Source organism: Rhodoglobus sp. G.S.23 (assembly GCF_056675935.1).
Genome location: NZ_CM155237.1, coordinates 177,663 through 191,831, shown reverse-complemented (window position 1 = coordinate 191,831; position 14,169 = coordinate 177,663). Strand labels below are relative to the sequence as shown.

15 protein-coding genes are annotated in these 14,169 nt (G+C 59.4%); 5 read left to right on the top strand and 10 right to left on the bottom strand.

From position 1 onward, the window contains the following. Positions 1–10: 10 nt before the first annotated feature. The gene (locus AC1ENN_RS00975; RefSeq protein WP_480391607.1) at positions 11–367 is read right to left on the bottom strand and encodes a DUF1801 domain-containing protein; all 357 of its coding nucleotides are present in this window, start codon (positions 365–367) and stop codon (positions 11–13) included. 62 nt (positions 368–429) lie between these two features. On the opposite strand from AC1ENN_RS00975, the gene dgoD reads away from it, so the two are divergent. Then, positions 430–1,575 carry a galactonate dehydratase gene (gene dgoD, locus AC1ENN_RS00970; protein ID WP_480406402.1) on the top strand — a complete coding sequence of 382 codons (1,146 nt, stop codon included), beginning with the start codon at positions 430–432 and terminating at the stop codon, positions 1,573–1,575. Positions 1,576–1,585: 10 nt separating this feature from the next. Here the strand turns inward: dgoD and AC1ENN_RS00965 are convergent, their stop codons facing one another. Genes AC1ENN_RS00965 through AC1ENN_RS00955 form a run of 3 tightly spaced genes read right to left on the bottom strand, consistent with a single transcriptional unit; the run spans position 1,586 to position 5,108 of the window. Then, positions 1,586–2,386 carry an SDR family NAD(P)-dependent oxidoreductase gene (locus AC1ENN_RS00965; RefSeq protein ID WP_480391605.1) on the bottom strand — a complete coding sequence of 267 codons (801 nt, stop codon included), beginning with the start codon at positions 2,384–2,386 and terminating at the stop codon, positions 1,586–1,588. Beyond that, positions 2,386–3,135 carry a FadR/GntR family transcriptional regulator gene (locus AC1ENN_RS00960; RefSeq protein WP_449648097.1) on the bottom strand — a complete coding sequence of 250 codons (750 nt, stop codon included), beginning with the start codon at positions 3,133–3,135 and terminating at the stop codon, positions 2,386–2,388. Before AC1ENN_RS00960 ends, AC1ENN_RS00965 begins: the two co-directional genes overlap by 1 nt. A 59-nt stretch (positions 3,136–3,194) precedes the next feature. Next, positions 3,195–5,108, bottom strand: a complete 1,914-nt coding sequence (locus AC1ENN_RS00955; protein WP_449648096.1) for a glycogen debranching N-terminal domain-containing protein — start codon at positions 5,106–5,108, stop codon at positions 3,195–3,197. Positions 5,109–5,259: 151 nt separating this feature from the next. On the opposite strand from AC1ENN_RS00955, the gene AC1ENN_RS00950 reads away from it, so the two are divergent. The 4 genes from AC1ENN_RS00950 to AC1ENN_RS00935 are packed head-to-tail and all read left to right on the top strand — an operon-like array spanning position 5,260 to position 9,567. Further along, the gene (locus AC1ENN_RS00950; protein ID WP_449648095.1) at positions 5,260–6,318 is read left to right on the top strand and encodes a LacI family DNA-binding transcriptional regulator; all 1,059 of its coding nucleotides are present in this window, start codon (positions 5,260–5,262) and stop codon (positions 6,316–6,318) included. Between the two features lie 31 nt (positions 6,319–6,349). Next, positions 6,350–7,573, top strand: a complete 1,224-nt coding sequence (locus AC1ENN_RS00945) for a sugar ABC transporter substrate-binding protein (protein ID WP_480406401.1) — start codon at positions 6,350–6,352, stop codon at positions 7,571–7,573. 3 nt (positions 7,574–7,576) lie between these two features. Further along, on the top strand, positions 7,577–8,674 hold the full coding sequence (locus AC1ENN_RS00940) for a carbohydrate ABC transporter permease (RefSeq protein ID WP_449648093.1): 1,098 nt from the start codon (positions 7,577–7,579) through the stop codon (positions 8,672–8,674). Further along, positions 8,671–9,567, top strand: coding sequence for a carbohydrate ABC transporter permease (locus AC1ENN_RS00935; protein WP_449648092.1), 897 nt, complete (start codon positions 8,671–8,673; stop codon positions 9,565–9,567). Before AC1ENN_RS00940 ends, AC1ENN_RS00935 begins: the two co-directional genes overlap by 4 nt. Positions 9,568–9,623: 56 nt before the next feature. On the opposite strand, the gene AC1ENN_RS00930 is transcribed toward AC1ENN_RS00935, so the two are convergent. The 6 genes from AC1ENN_RS00930 to AC1ENN_RS00905 form a co-directional block, all read right to left on the bottom strand. After that, a complete protein-coding gene (locus AC1ENN_RS00930) occupies positions 9,624–10,556 on the bottom strand; it encodes an ABC transporter substrate-binding protein (RefSeq protein WP_449648091.1) in 933 nt (310 codons plus the stop codon). After that, a complete protein-coding gene (locus AC1ENN_RS00925) occupies positions 10,556–11,335 on the bottom strand; it encodes an ABC transporter permease (protein ID WP_449648090.1) in 780 nt (259 codons plus the stop codon). The genes AC1ENN_RS00930 and AC1ENN_RS00925 overlap by 1 nt, the downstream gene beginning before the upstream one ends. 3 nt (positions 11,336–11,338) lie before the next feature. Next, complete coding sequence (locus AC1ENN_RS00920) at positions 11,339–12,019, bottom strand: ABC transporter permease (RefSeq protein ID WP_449648089.1); 681 nt, start codon at positions 12,017–12,019, stop codon at positions 11,339–11,341. A gap of 10 nt (positions 12,020–12,029) precedes the next feature. Further along, entirely contained in the window at positions 12,030–12,854 is an 825-nt protein-coding gene (locus AC1ENN_RS00915; RefSeq protein ID WP_449648088.1) for an ABC transporter ATP-binding protein, read from the bottom strand. A gap of 161 nt (positions 12,855–13,015) precedes the next feature. Further along, positions 13,016–13,555, bottom strand: coding sequence for a YaeQ family protein (locus AC1ENN_RS00910; RefSeq protein WP_480406400.1), 540 nt, complete (start codon positions 13,553–13,555; stop codon positions 13,016–13,018). Between the two features lie 58 nt (positions 13,556–13,613). Then, complete coding sequence (locus AC1ENN_RS00905; protein WP_449648086.1) at positions 13,614–14,144, bottom strand: redoxin domain-containing protein; 531 nt, start codon at positions 14,142–14,144, stop codon at positions 13,614–13,616. Positions 14,145–14,169 lie beyond the last annotated feature (25 nt).

Below are 14,169 nucleotides of genomic sequence, written 5' to 3'. Positions count from 1 at the left end.
GCGGTGCGCTTTACTGATTCTGAGCCGCGGCTGCGCGCATCAGATCGCGGAAGGCATCGGGGTCGACACTCTCACCCTCATGCAAGTCGATCGCGCGGCGAACTTTGGCGTCGAGGCTGCTGTTAAAGAGGCCGGTGGGATCGTCGAGGGAAGCACCCTTCGCAAAGGTGAGCTTGACCTTGTCTTTGTAGATCTCGCCCGTGCAGAGCAGACCATCGAGGCTCCACGCTGCTACGCCGTCGGGATTGGATGGTTTTCGCCATTTCACTTCTTCGACGACTTCGGGCAGCGCTTCGGCAATGAGATCGCGGAGTTCGGCGAGCAGTGCGCTGCGCCAGCCACGGGGGTCGGTGGTCGCGTCATCCATAGTGCTCACTCTAGCCTCCGTCAATAGTACGATAATAAGATTTACTAACGGAAGGGTCTGCCGTGAAGATCGCACGCATTGAAACATTCCTCGTTCCACCACGCTGGTTGTTCGTGCGCATCGAGACCGACAACGGCATCGTCGGCTGGGGCGAACCCGTAGTAGAAGGCCAGGCCGACATCGTGCGGGCCGCCGTCGAGCAGCACGCCGAGTACCTCATCGGGCTCGATGCCACCCGCATCGAAGACCACTGGCAAGTGCTCACCCGTGGCGGCTTCTACCGCGGCGGCCCCATCGCTTCCAGTGCAATCGCCGGCATCGACCAGGCACTCTGGGACATCGCAGGCAAAGCCCATGGCGTTCCCGTTCACGACCTTCTTGGCGGCGCCGTGCGCGACCGCATCCGCATGTATGGCTGGGTTGGTGGCGATGATCCCTCCGAGCTGCGCGACAATATCGCCCAACAGGTGGGGTCTGGTCTCACCGCCGTCAAAATGAATGGCAGCGGGCGAATGAAGCCCATCGGTACCGTCAGCGCCATCGACGAGGTCGTCGAACGAGCTGCCCTCGCGCGCGAAGTTTTGGGCCCCGACCGCGACATGGCCATCGACTTCCACGGACGGATGACCGTGGCCAACACGCGCCGCGTGCTCCCCCTCCTCGAACCCTACGCTCCCCTCTTCGTTGAAGAACCTGTCGTGCCCGAAAAGTCACACCTGCTCGAAGGAATCGTGGCAGCGACATCGATCCCCATCTCCACCGGCGAGCGCCTCTACTCCCGCAACGAATTTCTCCGGCCGCTCCAAGCCGGCATCGCTGTCGTGCAACCCGACCTCTCCCACGCCGGCGGAATCTCCGAAGTGCGCCGCATCGCCGCACTCGCCGACATGTTCGATGCCCAACTCGCGCCGCACTGCCCCCTCGGGCCCATTGCCCTTGCAGCAAGTTTGCAGGTGGGGTTCAACACACCGAACTTCCTCATTCAGGAACAGAGCATCGGCATCCACTACAACGTCGGATCAGACGTGCTCGAATACCTCATGGATACGAGCGTCTTCGACTTCACGACTGGCTACATCGAGCGGCTGACTGCCCCCGGGCTTGGCCTCGATATCGATGAGGCTGCCGTGCGCGCTGCTGACAAGGTGGGGCACCACTGGCGCTCCCCCGTGTGGCGTCACGATGACGGATCGCTTGCCGAGTGGTAGCGGCCTCGAGCTAAGCGCCGAGAGTGGTCGTCATTCCGCCATCAACGACGAGCGATGCGCCGGTAATGTACGAAGCGCCGTCTCCCGCTAAGAACTGGATGACGGACGCGACCTCTTCTGGGGTTCCGAGTCGCTGCAGAGTTGCGTGACGCTGAGCACGCTCGCGGTCTTCCAAACTTTGGTGATTCCACTGACGGGTTTGGATTGCGCCAGGCAGTACGACATTCACGCGAACGTGGGGTGCGTAGTCAACGGAGAGTTGGCGGGTCAACGAAATCAGGCCGCCCTTGGCCGCGGCATAGGCGGGCTGTTCTGCCCATGCAAGCACGCCGTGAACACTCGAGACATTGACCATGCTTCCGCGCGCAGCGGTGAGGGTGTCGTGGAAGGCGTGCATCGCACGGTAGACGGATGACAGGGTCACCGATAGCTGTTTGCTCCAGTCATCTTCGGACTGTTCGTGCGCGACTCCCCCCACTTGAAAGAAGGCGTTATTCACGATGACTGCTGGCGGACGGTTAGCGGCACGGAGCTCACGAGAGAGCGCCCGCCAAGCTTCGGGGTCACCAACGTCGAGGGAGTGTGCGGTAGCAAGCCCGCCGACGGCGCGAATTTCTGCGGCAACGATGGCGGCTGCAGCCGTGTCAATGTCGGTGACCACAACGTCGTCACCGGCAGCCGCGAACAGTCGGGCGCTGGCGGCACCGATGCCGTGACCTGCGCCGGTTATCAAAACGGTGCGCTTCGAGGCGTGCCCGTTGCTGCGGGCGCTGTTGTCGCTGCTCTCGCTGCGGGCGCTGCTCTCGCTCACTAAAGTGCCCGCTTGCGGTTCTTGACGAGAGCGGCACCCTCGTCGTCGGTGCTCACAATGGCATCAGAGTCAGCAGCGGATTGAGTCATCAACGTCACCATCGCTGAGTGAGCGCCATCAGCATCCTGAGCAACGATCGCGTCAACGACAGCGCGGTGCGAATCCAAAAACTGGGTGGTCGTTTCGTGTTCGAATGCAATCTGGTTGCGGGCCTGCAACGCTGGTTCGAGCACTACTTCGAAACGTGCCAAGAGTTCATTGCCGGATGCCGCAAGCACGGCCCGATGAAACACGAGGTCGGCCGCCGCGTGCGATTCCGCTTCGGTGCTCGCGAAAGTCGCGGCGAGCGCGGTCATCGCTGCCTCAATCGCAGCACACTGTTCATCGCTGCGACGGACAGCTGCCAGCCTCGCCGCGGCCGGCTCCAGAACTTGGCGCACCTCGCTCAACTCAAGGACGAGCAGCGGATCAGGCACCCCCTCCGACCGCCACGTCATGACGTCGCCATCGAGCAACTGCCACCGCTCCCGCTCAGTAACGTAGGTGCCAAGTCGGGGTCGAGCGTCAACGAGACCCTTAGTGGTGAGTACTTTGATGGCTTCGCGCATGACCGTGCGGCTTACCTGAAATTCGGTGAGCAGTGCATCCGGGTCAATGATGTCACCAGATACGAGCTCTCCGCGCATGATGCGGCGACCAAGCACGTCAACAACATGCCCGTGCAGGCCGCGGCGAGAGAAAGTAGTCATCCCCGCGATGATACTGTGCTGACCGCTGCCGCCGCGCAATCAGCACATGCAGCGCGACCCTACTTTTTCTGATGACTGAGATGAAGCCCGGAAGCGGGCTTGAGTCCAGCAACGTCGGCGTAGACAGAGACTGATGCTGCAGCGGACCATGCTTGGGGGCGGCACGCTGCAGGGTACGGTGCGGGTCGGCTATGGGTCTCTGCGGAGTCTCCAGAGTGCAATTCTGGGGTTCGGTAGTCGAAAGCTGCAGCTGCTTCTAGGAGGCCGTCGATCAGAATTGCGGCTTCATCGGTGAACCCTGATTTCGTGAGACCGGAGATCGCGATCGCTGTGTCGTGCGTCCACACACTTCCGCCGTGATAGCTCAGCGGCCAATACCCGGCTGCACTCGTCGCGAGCGTGCGGAGGCCAAATCCGCTGTTTAGTTCGGGGGCGACTAGGCGCGCGGCGACGATGGCCTCTTCGTCGCGGTCAAGGATTCCCGTGCCGAGGAGGTGCCCAATGTTGCTGGTGAGAGAGTCGATGGGACGTTTCGTGGCATCGAGGGCAATCGCAGGAAAAGGCCCCTGATCATCACTGATCCAAAAACTTTCACGGAACTTGTCCTTGAGCTGCCCAGCCCAGGTGCGCCACGCTGTGCCGTCCTCTCCAAAGTGCTCGAGGATCGATGCGCCGCCGATAGCAGCCTCGTAGGCATACGCTTGCACTTCACAGAGAGCAATCGGGCCGGTTGCTAAAGTGCCGTCGTTCCACTGGACTGAATCACCGGAGTCTTTCCAGCCTTGATTGGCGAGACCTTGGCCTGAGTTGTCTGCATACTCGAGCAAGCCATCGCCATCAGCATCAGCATGGTCGCGAAGCCACCCCAGCGCTTCACGAAGCGGCGTGAGAAGTGACCTGACCGAGTCATCGTCGAGCCCCCACCGCCATGCGTCATGCAGCAGACAGATCCATAACGGAGTTGCGTCTACTGTGCCGTAGTAGAGAGGAGGAAGTTGCACATCGGGGCTGACTGAGATGGGGGCGCGACGCATCTCATGGAGGATTTTCCCCGGTTCTTCAGCCCGGCGGAGATCGATCTCGGTACCTTGATGCTCCGCGAGAAGCTTGAGGGTGTCGAATGCGAGATCAGTGCCGAGCGGAAGCATGAATCGCGCAGCCCAGATCGAGTCCCGGCCAAAGAGGGTAAAGAACCAGGGCGAACCGGCTGCAAGAAAGCTGAGTTCTGGATGCTCAACGGTTGTCATTCGCAAGCCATCAAGGTCACTCAAGGACTGGCTGACCCAGCAGGCGAGCCTCTCGTTATTCTCCACGAGCGGAATCGACCACGGCAGTGGCGACTCATCTCCAAGCACCGTGGCTGTTTCGTCACGCGCTGAGACCTCGCACATCACGCTGACAGAACCAGCGGCCGGAAGCGCGACCGTCCACCGGAGGTCAACTTTCGTTCCCTGGACCGTGATCTCCGCATCCCGAGCGGTCAATGCGGCAAAAATACCGTCGCCCGACCACTCAACGTCGTCACCGTGCACGCGAACGTTTAGTGCGTTCTTCGCTTCGTCTATGCCCGACTTAATTGAGTCGAGCTGGTCAAGCCCCAATGCCAGGGTCACCACAACTTCGACCTCGCGACTGTAGCCGAGGTTCGAGCAAAGAGTTACCTCTTCGCTGCTGCCGTGAGAGTTGATCGTGCGCCGATGTTCGACCCGTAAGCGGGGATCCGGTTCGGTGTCGTAGGCCCTAAGAAGGGAGGTGAACAGGCATCGAGCGGATCCGGCCGGATCTTTCGAGAGAGCTGTGGGTTGTTCACCGTCGATTGTCACCGTCAAGCCGGACACGAGCCGAACATCCGAAAAATAGATTCCATGGATCGCGGCACGGCCCATCGTGCCGTCGTGCGCAGACCACGCCTGCATCGGTGCGCGAAAAACCACGCTCTGGTCATGTAGTAGTGGCTGACGTTGTGCAGTCATGGCAGTGTTGCGGCCCCTCGTTGGCAGTTTTGCAGCCCTGCTCCATTGACATCGGCCACTAGGGGTGTAATTCTTACACAAAGAATTTGAACGATCAAACTTTGTAGTGAGATCACGCCGATGCACTTAATCGTGGCCAAAGGAGGCACCGATGGGACAAATGCCAACAGTTGAGGATGTTGCACGGGTTGCCAATGTTTCGCGTCAAACGGTCTCCAATGTGCTCAACTCACCTCACATAGTTAAGGCGCTCACTCGCGATCGCGTTCTTGCCGCGATCCAGCAGCTTGGCTACCGCCCCCACGCCTCTGCACGTCGGTTGCGCACCCAGAAATCCTCCACGATCGGGGTGCGCCTCGAAGCACTAGGCAACGGTATCTCGGGTTCAGTACTCGACACTTTTCTGCATGCCCTCACCGAACAGGCTGACGTGCGGCACATGCGAATACTTCTATTCACCGCCAACAACGCCCAAGATGAGATCGACCAGATTCGCCGGTTGCGAGATGGGGCTGATGTTGACGGGTTTGTGCTGACGTCTACAACCTACGCCGACCCCCGCGTGAAGTGGCTGGTCGAGAATGACGTACCGTTCGCTACATTTGGTCGCCCGTGGGGTGCGGATAACACGGGAGATCCCCGGCATCGTTGGGTCGACGTCGACGGACGAACCGGCGTTCGAGAAGCCACTGCGCACCTAATCAATTCAGGAATGAAGCGAGTGGGCTACATCGGCTGGTCTGCCCCGTCTGGCGCCGGTGACGATCGCCGACAGGGATGGAAGGAAGCGCTAACCACCGCTGGTCTCGATGGAACGGGACTTGATGTTGCGGTTGAAGACACAGTGGTGGGAGCATCCAGAAGCACGGAAACCCTCCTAACGATGGCCTCCCCCGCCGAAGCCCTTATCTGCGCAAGTGACACATTAGCTTTGGGCGCAACGTTCACCGCAAACGCGCTCGGCCTCAAGGAAATCCCCATCATCGGGTTCGACAACACCCCGGTGGCCGCAGCGGTCGGCCTCTCGAGCATCAAGCAGCCACTAGATGAAGTAGCTACTGGCATCCTCGACCTTCTTCTCGGCGCTAGCGGCTCTGCCGTTGTCGGAAACACCAGCATTAGCGAGGAGCCGACGAATCGACTCCTCGTCCCACAACTTGTCGAGCGCAGACACAGTCAGCTGCAACTCGGCGAGACCTCCGGCCACTAACGCCGGCAGTCACATATTGAAAGGGAACACTGTGAAAAGAACACAATGGATGTCAGCAGCCACAGCTGTCGGCATCGTGATTAGCTTAGCGGCCTGCAGTTCTGGTGGCGACGTTGGGTCAACTGACAAGCAGGAACTAACGATGCTGATCGGCTCAAGCGGAGACGCGGAAACCAACGCGGTCCAGGCTGCCGCAGATGCTTGGGCCGCCGATACGGGAAATACCGTAGAGGTCATCGCGGCAAGCGACCTCAATCAGCAGCTCGGTCAAGGCTTCTCTGGTAACAACCCGCCCGACTTGTTCTACATGGGCTGGGATCAGTTCCAGACGTACGCGCAGAACGGATATTTGGAGCCATACGCAGAGAACCTGAGTAATGCCGATCAGTTCTACCCGGCGCTGAAGGACGCATTCACGTATGACGACACGTTCTACTGCGCACCGAAAGACTTCTCTACCCTTGGCCTAATCATTAACACTGACCTCTGGGCCGCCGCCGGACTTACGGATGCAGATATTCCCACCGATTGGAATGGGTTGACAGCAGCAGCCACGAAACTGACAACCGCAGATATCGTCGGTCTCTCGTTCGGCCAAGAATATGCGCGACTTGGCGTGTTTATGGAGCAAGCCGGAGGTAGCCTCGTCAGCAACTCTGAAGTCACCGCCGACAGCCCCGAGAACGCTGCCGGTATTGATTACGCAAAGTCACTACTCGACGCCGGTGTGCTCAAGTTCCCAGCCCAACTCGAAGCTGGCTGGGGTGGCGAAGCGTTCGGACTTCAGAAGGCCGCAATGGTCATTGAGGGGCCGTGGATCAACGGTGCGTTGAAGAACGACTTCCCTGATGTGAACTACATCGCGGCAGAGCTCCCCGCCGGTCCTGGTGGCCCGTCGACCTTCACGTTTAGCAACTGCTGGGGCATCCCGGTCGACTCACCTACCCTTGAGGCGACACAGTCACTCGTGGAGTACCTCACCGCCGATGAGCAGCAGCTCACCTTTGCTGATGCATTCGGCGTAATTCCCTCCACCGAATCTGGTGCTGCGGCATACGCCGAGAAGTTTCCCAACAATGCGTCATTCGTTGCGGGTAATGACTACGCCGTCAGCCCGGTCGCTTTTGCCGGTGCATCTGCGGTACTGGGAGACTTCAATTCCAGCCTCGAGGGCCTCGACGCGGCGAACTCTGCAGCGCTGCTGAAGATGCTTCAGACCAACCTTGAAGAGGCCTACGCGAAAGCTAACGGCTAAGCGATGGCTGCCATAGTAGGGTCTCGCCGCGGCTCACTGCGCCGCGGCGAGACCCGCTATGGATGGCTCTTCACCGCCCCATCCATAGTGATCACCGGCGTTTTTCTTCTCCTGCCTATCGCGCTCGCCGCTTGGGTGAGCGTTAGCGACTGGAACGGTTTAGGCTCGCCTTTGAGCGGCCGCGCAGAATTCGTAGGTGCGGAGAACTACGCTGCGGTTCTTACGGATCCCGGCTTAGCGCAGAAAGACTTCGGGACCTCAATACGAAACAACCTCTATTACGTTCTGCTCGTTGTTCCCCTGCAAACTGGGCTCGCCCTGTTTCTCGCCGTTCAAATGAATCGAGCGATCTTGCGTGGCCGGGGATTCTTTCGTACAGCCTTCTACTTCCCCTCCGTAACAAGTTCGATCGCGATCACGACGGTCTTCATCTTCCTGTTCACCGCCTCAGGCACCGTGAACAGCATTCTGGCTTGGCTGGGGATCAAAGGGCCCAACTGGTTCGCTGACCCTAGTGGCGTCATTCACAATCTGCTCGCAGGAATAGGGATCACGTCGCCCCCACCGTTACTCGATGTCGGCGGCCCACTTGGCATCACCTGGTGGCAATGGCTTTCCGGCCCTTCAGTGGCGATGTGCGCACTCATCGTGCTCGCTGTTTTCACTACCTCCGGCACCTTTATGCTCCTCTTTCTCGCTGCGCTTCAAAGCATTGGTGGGGAGATCGACGAAGCAGCTCTGATGGATGGAGCGGGCCCGTTCCGAAAGTTCTTCTCAGTGACGTTGCCCATGCTCAGGCCAACACTGTTCACTGTCCTCACCCTCGGCCTCATTGGCACTTGGCAAGTTTTCGACCAGATCTATCTCACCGGCGGCGGCGCTCCAGGTAAGACGCTGCTCACCCCTGCGTTTCTCGCCTACCAAACATCCTTCAAGGATCTGCAGTGGGGTCAGGGTGCAGCGATTGCGTTTATTCTCTTCGCAATCATCGTGCTGCTCACCCTGCTTCAACGATGGATCCTTCGTGAGCGCACCCCCACGATGAAAGCTCCGAGGGCAACCCGAGTTAGAGCAACCCTCAACGAAGGAGATGTGCAATGACCGTCACCTCACCCGCCGCTGTCGAGCCCCCGGCACCACGACCTCGGCGCCGTCGACGGCTGAGTCGGCGACTCCGCACTGTGGCGATCCTCAGCTACATCATGCTCATCGCGCTCGCGATGATCTACATCTATCCGTTTCTCATCGCCGTGTCATCCAGCTTCAAGAATGATGCTGACGCCACCGCCAACCCGCTCCAACTGATTCCCGAAGTTTGGAGCTTTGCGGCATACGAGCGCTTGTTTACGGATGTGCCCTTGCCTCTGTGGACTTTCAACACGGCATTCATCAGCGTGATCGTTACGTGTGGCCGGGTGTTCTTGGATTCGCTGGCGGGGTATGCACTCTCCAGGCTCCAGTTCAAGGGCCGCACAATCGTTTTCGCCGTATTTATTGGAATCATGTCAGTGCCCGGTGTTGTTCTACTGATCCCGCGCTTCCTGATTCTTCAACAACTAGGGCTTTACGATACCTATGGCGGCATGATTATTCCGTTGCTCACCAGCGCCGCAGGAATCTTCATCATGAAGCAATTCTTCGACTCCATCCCCATCAGCGTTGAAGAGGCAGCACGAATCGATGGTGCGAGCGTTTTCCGCACCTATTGGACGATCGTGCTTCCCATGGCGCGCCCCGCACTCGTCACCCTGTTCATCCTGAGCTTTCAAGGCTCGTGGAATGAGTTCGGACACTTCGTGGTCTCACGGCAAAGCGCCGACCTCAACACCCTTACGACTGGCGTGGCGTCACTTGTGTCAGGTCAACTCGGTTCAGGCAACCAGTATCCGCTTCAACTCGCGGCGGCGACCCTCATGACAATTCCCGTCGCGGTCATCTTCTTCATCTTCCAAAAGCGGATCATGAATAACACGTCAGGCGCCGAAAAGGGCTAACGATTGTGGGGCATTCCGTACTAGCTTTCGACGAGTGCGGTGTGCCCCACAATGAGTTAGTTAAGCAGACCCTTCTCGGTGAGCCAGTCCTTGGCCGCCACGGCAGCCTGGGCCTTTTCGGAGCCCTCGACGCGATCCCGCAGTGCGATCAGATCATCGGTGGTGAGAGCGGCCGAGATCTCGTCTAATACCTGAGCGAGGTCATCGCTGTAGATACTCGAGTTGAGCAACGGCACTACGTTCTGCGCGGCAATCAGGTTCTCGGGATCTTCGAGCACCAAGAGCTTCTTCGCGACGAGATCAGGAGACGTCGTGTAGATATCGGCCACCTGCACTGCGTCGTCGACGAGAGCCTTCACCGTGTCTGGCCCGCCGAAGTCTTCGATGGGAACGAAAGTCACGTCGCTGACGCCGTAGGCCGCTTCTAGGCCCGGGATTCCATAGGGAAGCTCCGCAAACTGCGGGCTCGCCCCCAGGCTGAATGGTTCGATCTTCTTCAGATCCGCGATCGAAACGAGCCCCTCTTGATCTGCAAGCTCTTGAGTGACGACGTAGGCGTCCTTGTCTTGAGCGGGAGACGAGCTGAGCACTTGGAATCCGTCGGGCACGATGGTTTCGAGCGCGGCGTCTACGTCCTCTGTGCTTCGGGCGGTGTTCTCCGTGTCATAGAAGAACAGGAGGTTTCCGTTGTACTCGGGCATGAGGCTGATCGAGCCATCTTCCAGAGCAGGAATCGTGGTCTGTCGCGGTCCGAGGTTGAACTTGGTCTCTACCTCGTAGCCAGCGTTCTCGAGGGCGAGCGCATAAATGTTTCCGAGGATCTCGCTTTCGGGGAAAGCAAATGAGCCGACGATGATCTTGGTGTCTGTCGTTGTCTCATCCGATGAGGCGCCCGTCGGGTCAGAAGTGGCGCATCCGGCCAGTGCCACCAGCGCCCCTGCGGCGATGACCGCGGTGGTGAGCCGGGCCGCTTTGTGTGCTGCGAACATTAGTTTTTCCCTTCGTTGGCGGATGTTGCCGCCACCGCGACCGGTCCGTTTGACCGCCCGCGGACGTGTTTTTTGTTTCGGCGCGTATCGGAAGACCCGCGCCGTCTCGTGAGTTGCTGAATCAGCGCGAAGACCCCATCAACGACGAGCGCCAGTACCGTGACGAGAATGGCACCGCCGAGAATCCGCTCGTTGTCGTTGAGTCCAATTCCGCTCGAAATGATCGTGCCGAGTCCACCGAGTGAGATGTAAGAGGCAATCACCGCCGTCGCAATAACCTGCAATGTGGATGCGCGGATCCCACCAATAATGAGCGGAAGCGAGAGCGGTATTTCGATCTGCGTGAGCACTTGCAACTCGGTCATGCCGCTCGCTCGGCCTGCATCAACCGTCTGGCTGTCGACCGATTCGATTCCCGCGTACGCTCCCGCGAGTATCGAGGGAATAGCCAAGATGACTAACGCGATGATGGAGGCGACAAAGGCAGCCCGAGTGAATGGCACCGTCGCACCTACAATGACGAACAGCGCCATCAGTAAGCCCAACGTCGGCAGCGCCCGCATGCCGCCCGTAAAGGCGATGACGAACTGGCGCCCGCGCCCCGTGTGCCCAATATAGAAACCGAGGGGAAGCGCAATAACCGCTGCGATCGCGACCGCTACAACGGTGTACAACAAGTGCTCGGCTAGTCGATCCTGAATCGGCAGTGGGCTCTGTGCCCCCGCAGCGTAGTTAGCGGGGTCTAACAACCAGCGAATAGCGTCAATGAAGAATTGCATGGGTCAGACCACCCGCTCGACTGGAACGCGATTCTGGGGCTGACTTCCGCCACGTCGCCGCTTCCACGGCATCAAGAGGCGACCCAGCTGAACAAGCACGACGTCGAAAACGAGAGCGATGACGAGGCTCGCCACGATGCCAATGATGATCTCCTCAAGGAAGTCACGTTGCTTTCCGTTCGTGAATAAATAGCCGAGGTTCGCTGAGCCGATGATTGCCCCCACAGAAACAAGCGCGATCGTGCTGGCGGAAACTACCCGAAGGCCCGCGAGAAGAACAGGGCCAGCGAGAGGTAACTCAACAAGCCAGAAGCGGTTCCAGGTGGAGTAGCCCATAGCGGTGGCCGCCTGGATCGTCTCGGCGGGCACCGCTGCTAGCGCATCCGCCGCTGTGCGAACCATCATGGCAACCGCGTAGATCGTCAGTGCGACAACGATGTTTCGGTCATCCGTAATGCGTGTTCCGAGGACGTAAGGCAACATCACGAAGAGGGGAAGGGACGGGATTGTGTAGAGCAAACTTCCCCCGGCGATCACAATCGACCGCAACGCCGCCCAGCGATTGGCAACCCAACCGAGCGGCACCGCAATCGCGAATCCGAGAATGATTGGCACGATGCTGAGAGCAACATGGTTGCCCGTGAGTCTCGCGATGAGACCGAAGTTGTCGATGAACCAACTCATCGTTCAGCCCTCAAAGCTCGTCCGCGAGAATTCCCGCGGGACGCCCATCGCCGTCGACGATGAGTGTCGCGTTGTCTCCTTCGCGACGCTGCAAATGAAGGGTGCGCTTTCCTTTATCGGCACCAATGAATGTCGCGACGAAATCATCTGCAGGCTGCGACAGGATTTCGGCGGGGGTTCCCACCTGCGCAATCACCCCTCCACTGCGCAAGATCACGACCTGATCGGCGATCGCGAAAGCTTCATCAATGTCGTGGGTGACGAACACGGTTGTCTTGCCGAGCTCACGCTGCAGCCGGTTGAGTTCGACCTGAAGTTCAGCTCGCACGATCGGGTCAACCGCGCCGAACGGCTCATCCATGAGAAGGATGTCGGGGTCGCTCGCCAAAGCGCGCGCAACTCCCACTCGCTGCTGTTGACCGCCCGAAAGTTGGTCTGGATATCGCTCGGCCAAGGATCGGTCGAGTCCAACCGCATCGAGCAAGGTAAGCGCATTCGCCCGAGCCACTCGCTTCGGCACCCCGTTCAGGCGCGGCACGGAAGCGATGTTGTCGACTACTCGGCGGTGCGGGAGGAGGCCGATAGCTTGGAGCACGTAACCGATCCGCCGGCGAAGCTCAACCGGGTTCAGCCCCGAAATGTCTTCACCATCGATCAGGACTGTGCCGGATGTCGGGTCGACCATCCGGTTGATCATGCGAAGGAGAGTTGTCTTTCCCGAGCCCGAAGAACCGACGAACACCGTTGCCTTGTTCGAGGGAAGCACGAGAGAGAAGTCTTCGACAGCGAGAGTGCCATCGGGAAACCTTTTGGTGACGTTCTGGAACTCGATCATGACGGTCGACTCATTCCCCCTGCGTCTGGCGAATCGACGCGTGCCGATTCCCTCGAAGTGCAAGTATATTCGCTGCGCTTCAGAGGCCAGAGTGGGGCAACACCGCTAGACAGCCGAGTGCGGTGTTCCACACCTCGGCGATGACAGTTGGCCTAGAGGATCTACGTGATCCCCTGATCCTGAATCGCCGACGATAATGTCATGCCGTTGAGTTCTAAGTAGAGCTGGCCCTCGGTGACCGACAGTGTGACCGAATTGCGTCGCTCGAGGCCAGCGACGGCCCCCTCAATGAAGCCAGGCTCGAAACTGCGCAAGGTAATGGCATCGGCCTGGTGGATTTTCTTGCCGGCCCACGCCGCAGACACCTTCACCGGATCGCGGTGCGTATAGACGGCGACCCGATCGGCGAGTTTGCTTCCGTAGTGCAGCCGGGCAGCATCGGGGGCACCCACTTCGATCCACGCGGTGATGGTTCCGGTGAGATCCCGGACAAGCACGGCGGGCTCGTCGGTCGACGAGACTCCCTCGCTGAAGGCGATTCCTTCCTCGTATTCGAGGCAGTACGCCATCAACCGCGTCACCATATAGAGGTCAGTTTCTGACGGATGACGCGCGACTCGAAGCGTGAAGTCGCCGTAGACCCCGCGATCCACATCCGCCAGTTGAACCGTGAAGGTGTGAATAGTTGAGCCAGCTGCCATAGTGCCCGAGCCTAGTCTCTGGATGCGGTGCCGAATTGCGGCCGCGACAACGGGAGAGCTAGTGCGCGACAGTTCCGCGCGCCGGGTATCCGTTTTCGGTGACGTACTCGAGGCCATGAATGATCGCCTTCACGGGCATGCGACCAAACGGCATGCTCGAAATGTTGCTCCAGAACATCGTGTTATCGGAGTCGAGAACGAAGATTCCCGATTCACTAAAGCGTTCCGGTTCGCCCTTCTTGAAGCCACTAGAGATGAAGAGCCCCCACTGGCGCGCTTGCTCTTCTGTGAGTCCGTGGGCGATGGGTAGCTGCGTGAGTTCCCAGTCATCAACGGATATCGTTGCGCGCTTGAGAGTGTCCATGCTGATCGCAACAACGCGTCCGACACCGGCCTCACGCAGCTCATCCATGCTGTCGTCAATTTCGCGGAGCTGCTTTCGGCACAGCGGGCAGTGCAGCCCACGGTAAAAAACGATGAGCGTAAAGCGGCCATCAACGCCGGAACCGAGAGCGAGATCGTCGGTGGTGCCACCCTGAACAACGGGCAGTGAAAGGGCAGGAACCAGGGTGCGCGGCAGAATAGTCATCCTCAAAGCCAACACACTGGTGGCC

Bases quoted from the DNA above. Each gene is read 5' to 3' on its own strand.
- AC1ENN_RS00955 (WP_449648096.1), bottom strand. From the start codon at position 5,108: ATGACTGCACAACGTCAGCCACTACTACATGACCAGAGCGTGGTTTTT.
- AC1ENN_RS00910 (WP_480406400.1), bottom strand. From the start codon at position 13,555: ATGGCAGCTGGCTCAACTATTCACACCTTCACGGTTCAACTGGCGGAT.
- AC1ENN_RS00930 (WP_449648091.1), bottom strand. From the start codon at position 10,556: ATGTTCGCAGCACACAAAGCGGCCCGGCTCACCACCGCGGTCATCGCC.
- AC1ENN_RS00960 (WP_449648097.1), bottom strand. From the start codon at position 3,135: ATGACTACTTTCTCTCGCCGCGGCCTGCACGGGCATGTTGTTGACGTG.
- AC1ENN_RS00915 (WP_449648088.1), bottom strand. From the start codon at position 12,854: ATGATCGAGTTCCAGAACGTCACCAAAAGGTTTCCCGATGGCACTCTC.
- AC1ENN_RS00975 (WP_480391607.1), bottom strand. From the start codon at position 367: ATGGATGACGCGACCACCGACCCCCGTGGCTGGCGCAGCGCACTGCTC.
- AC1ENN_RS00950 (WP_449648095.1), top strand. From the start codon at position 5,260: ATGGGACAAATGCCAACAGTTGAGGATGTTGCACGGGTTGCCAATGTT.
- AC1ENN_RS00920 (WP_449648089.1), bottom strand. From the start codon at position 12,019: ATGAGTTGGTTCATCGACAACTTCGGTCTCATCGCGAGACTCACGGGC.
- AC1ENN_RS00935 (WP_449648092.1), top strand. From the start codon at position 8,671: ATGACCGTCACCTCACCCGCCGCTGTCGAGCCCCCGGCACCACGACCT.
- AC1ENN_RS00940 (WP_449648093.1), top strand. From the start codon at position 7,577: ATGGCTGCCATAGTAGGGTCTCGCCGCGGCTCACTGCGCCGCGGCGAG.
- AC1ENN_RS00925 (WP_449648090.1), bottom strand. From the start codon at position 11,335: ATGCAATTCTTCATTGACGCTATTCGCTGGTTGTTAGACCCCGCTAAC.
- AC1ENN_RS00905 (WP_449648086.1), bottom strand. From the start codon at position 14,144: ATGACTATTCTGCCGCGCACCCTGGTTCCTGCCCTTTCACTGCCCGTT.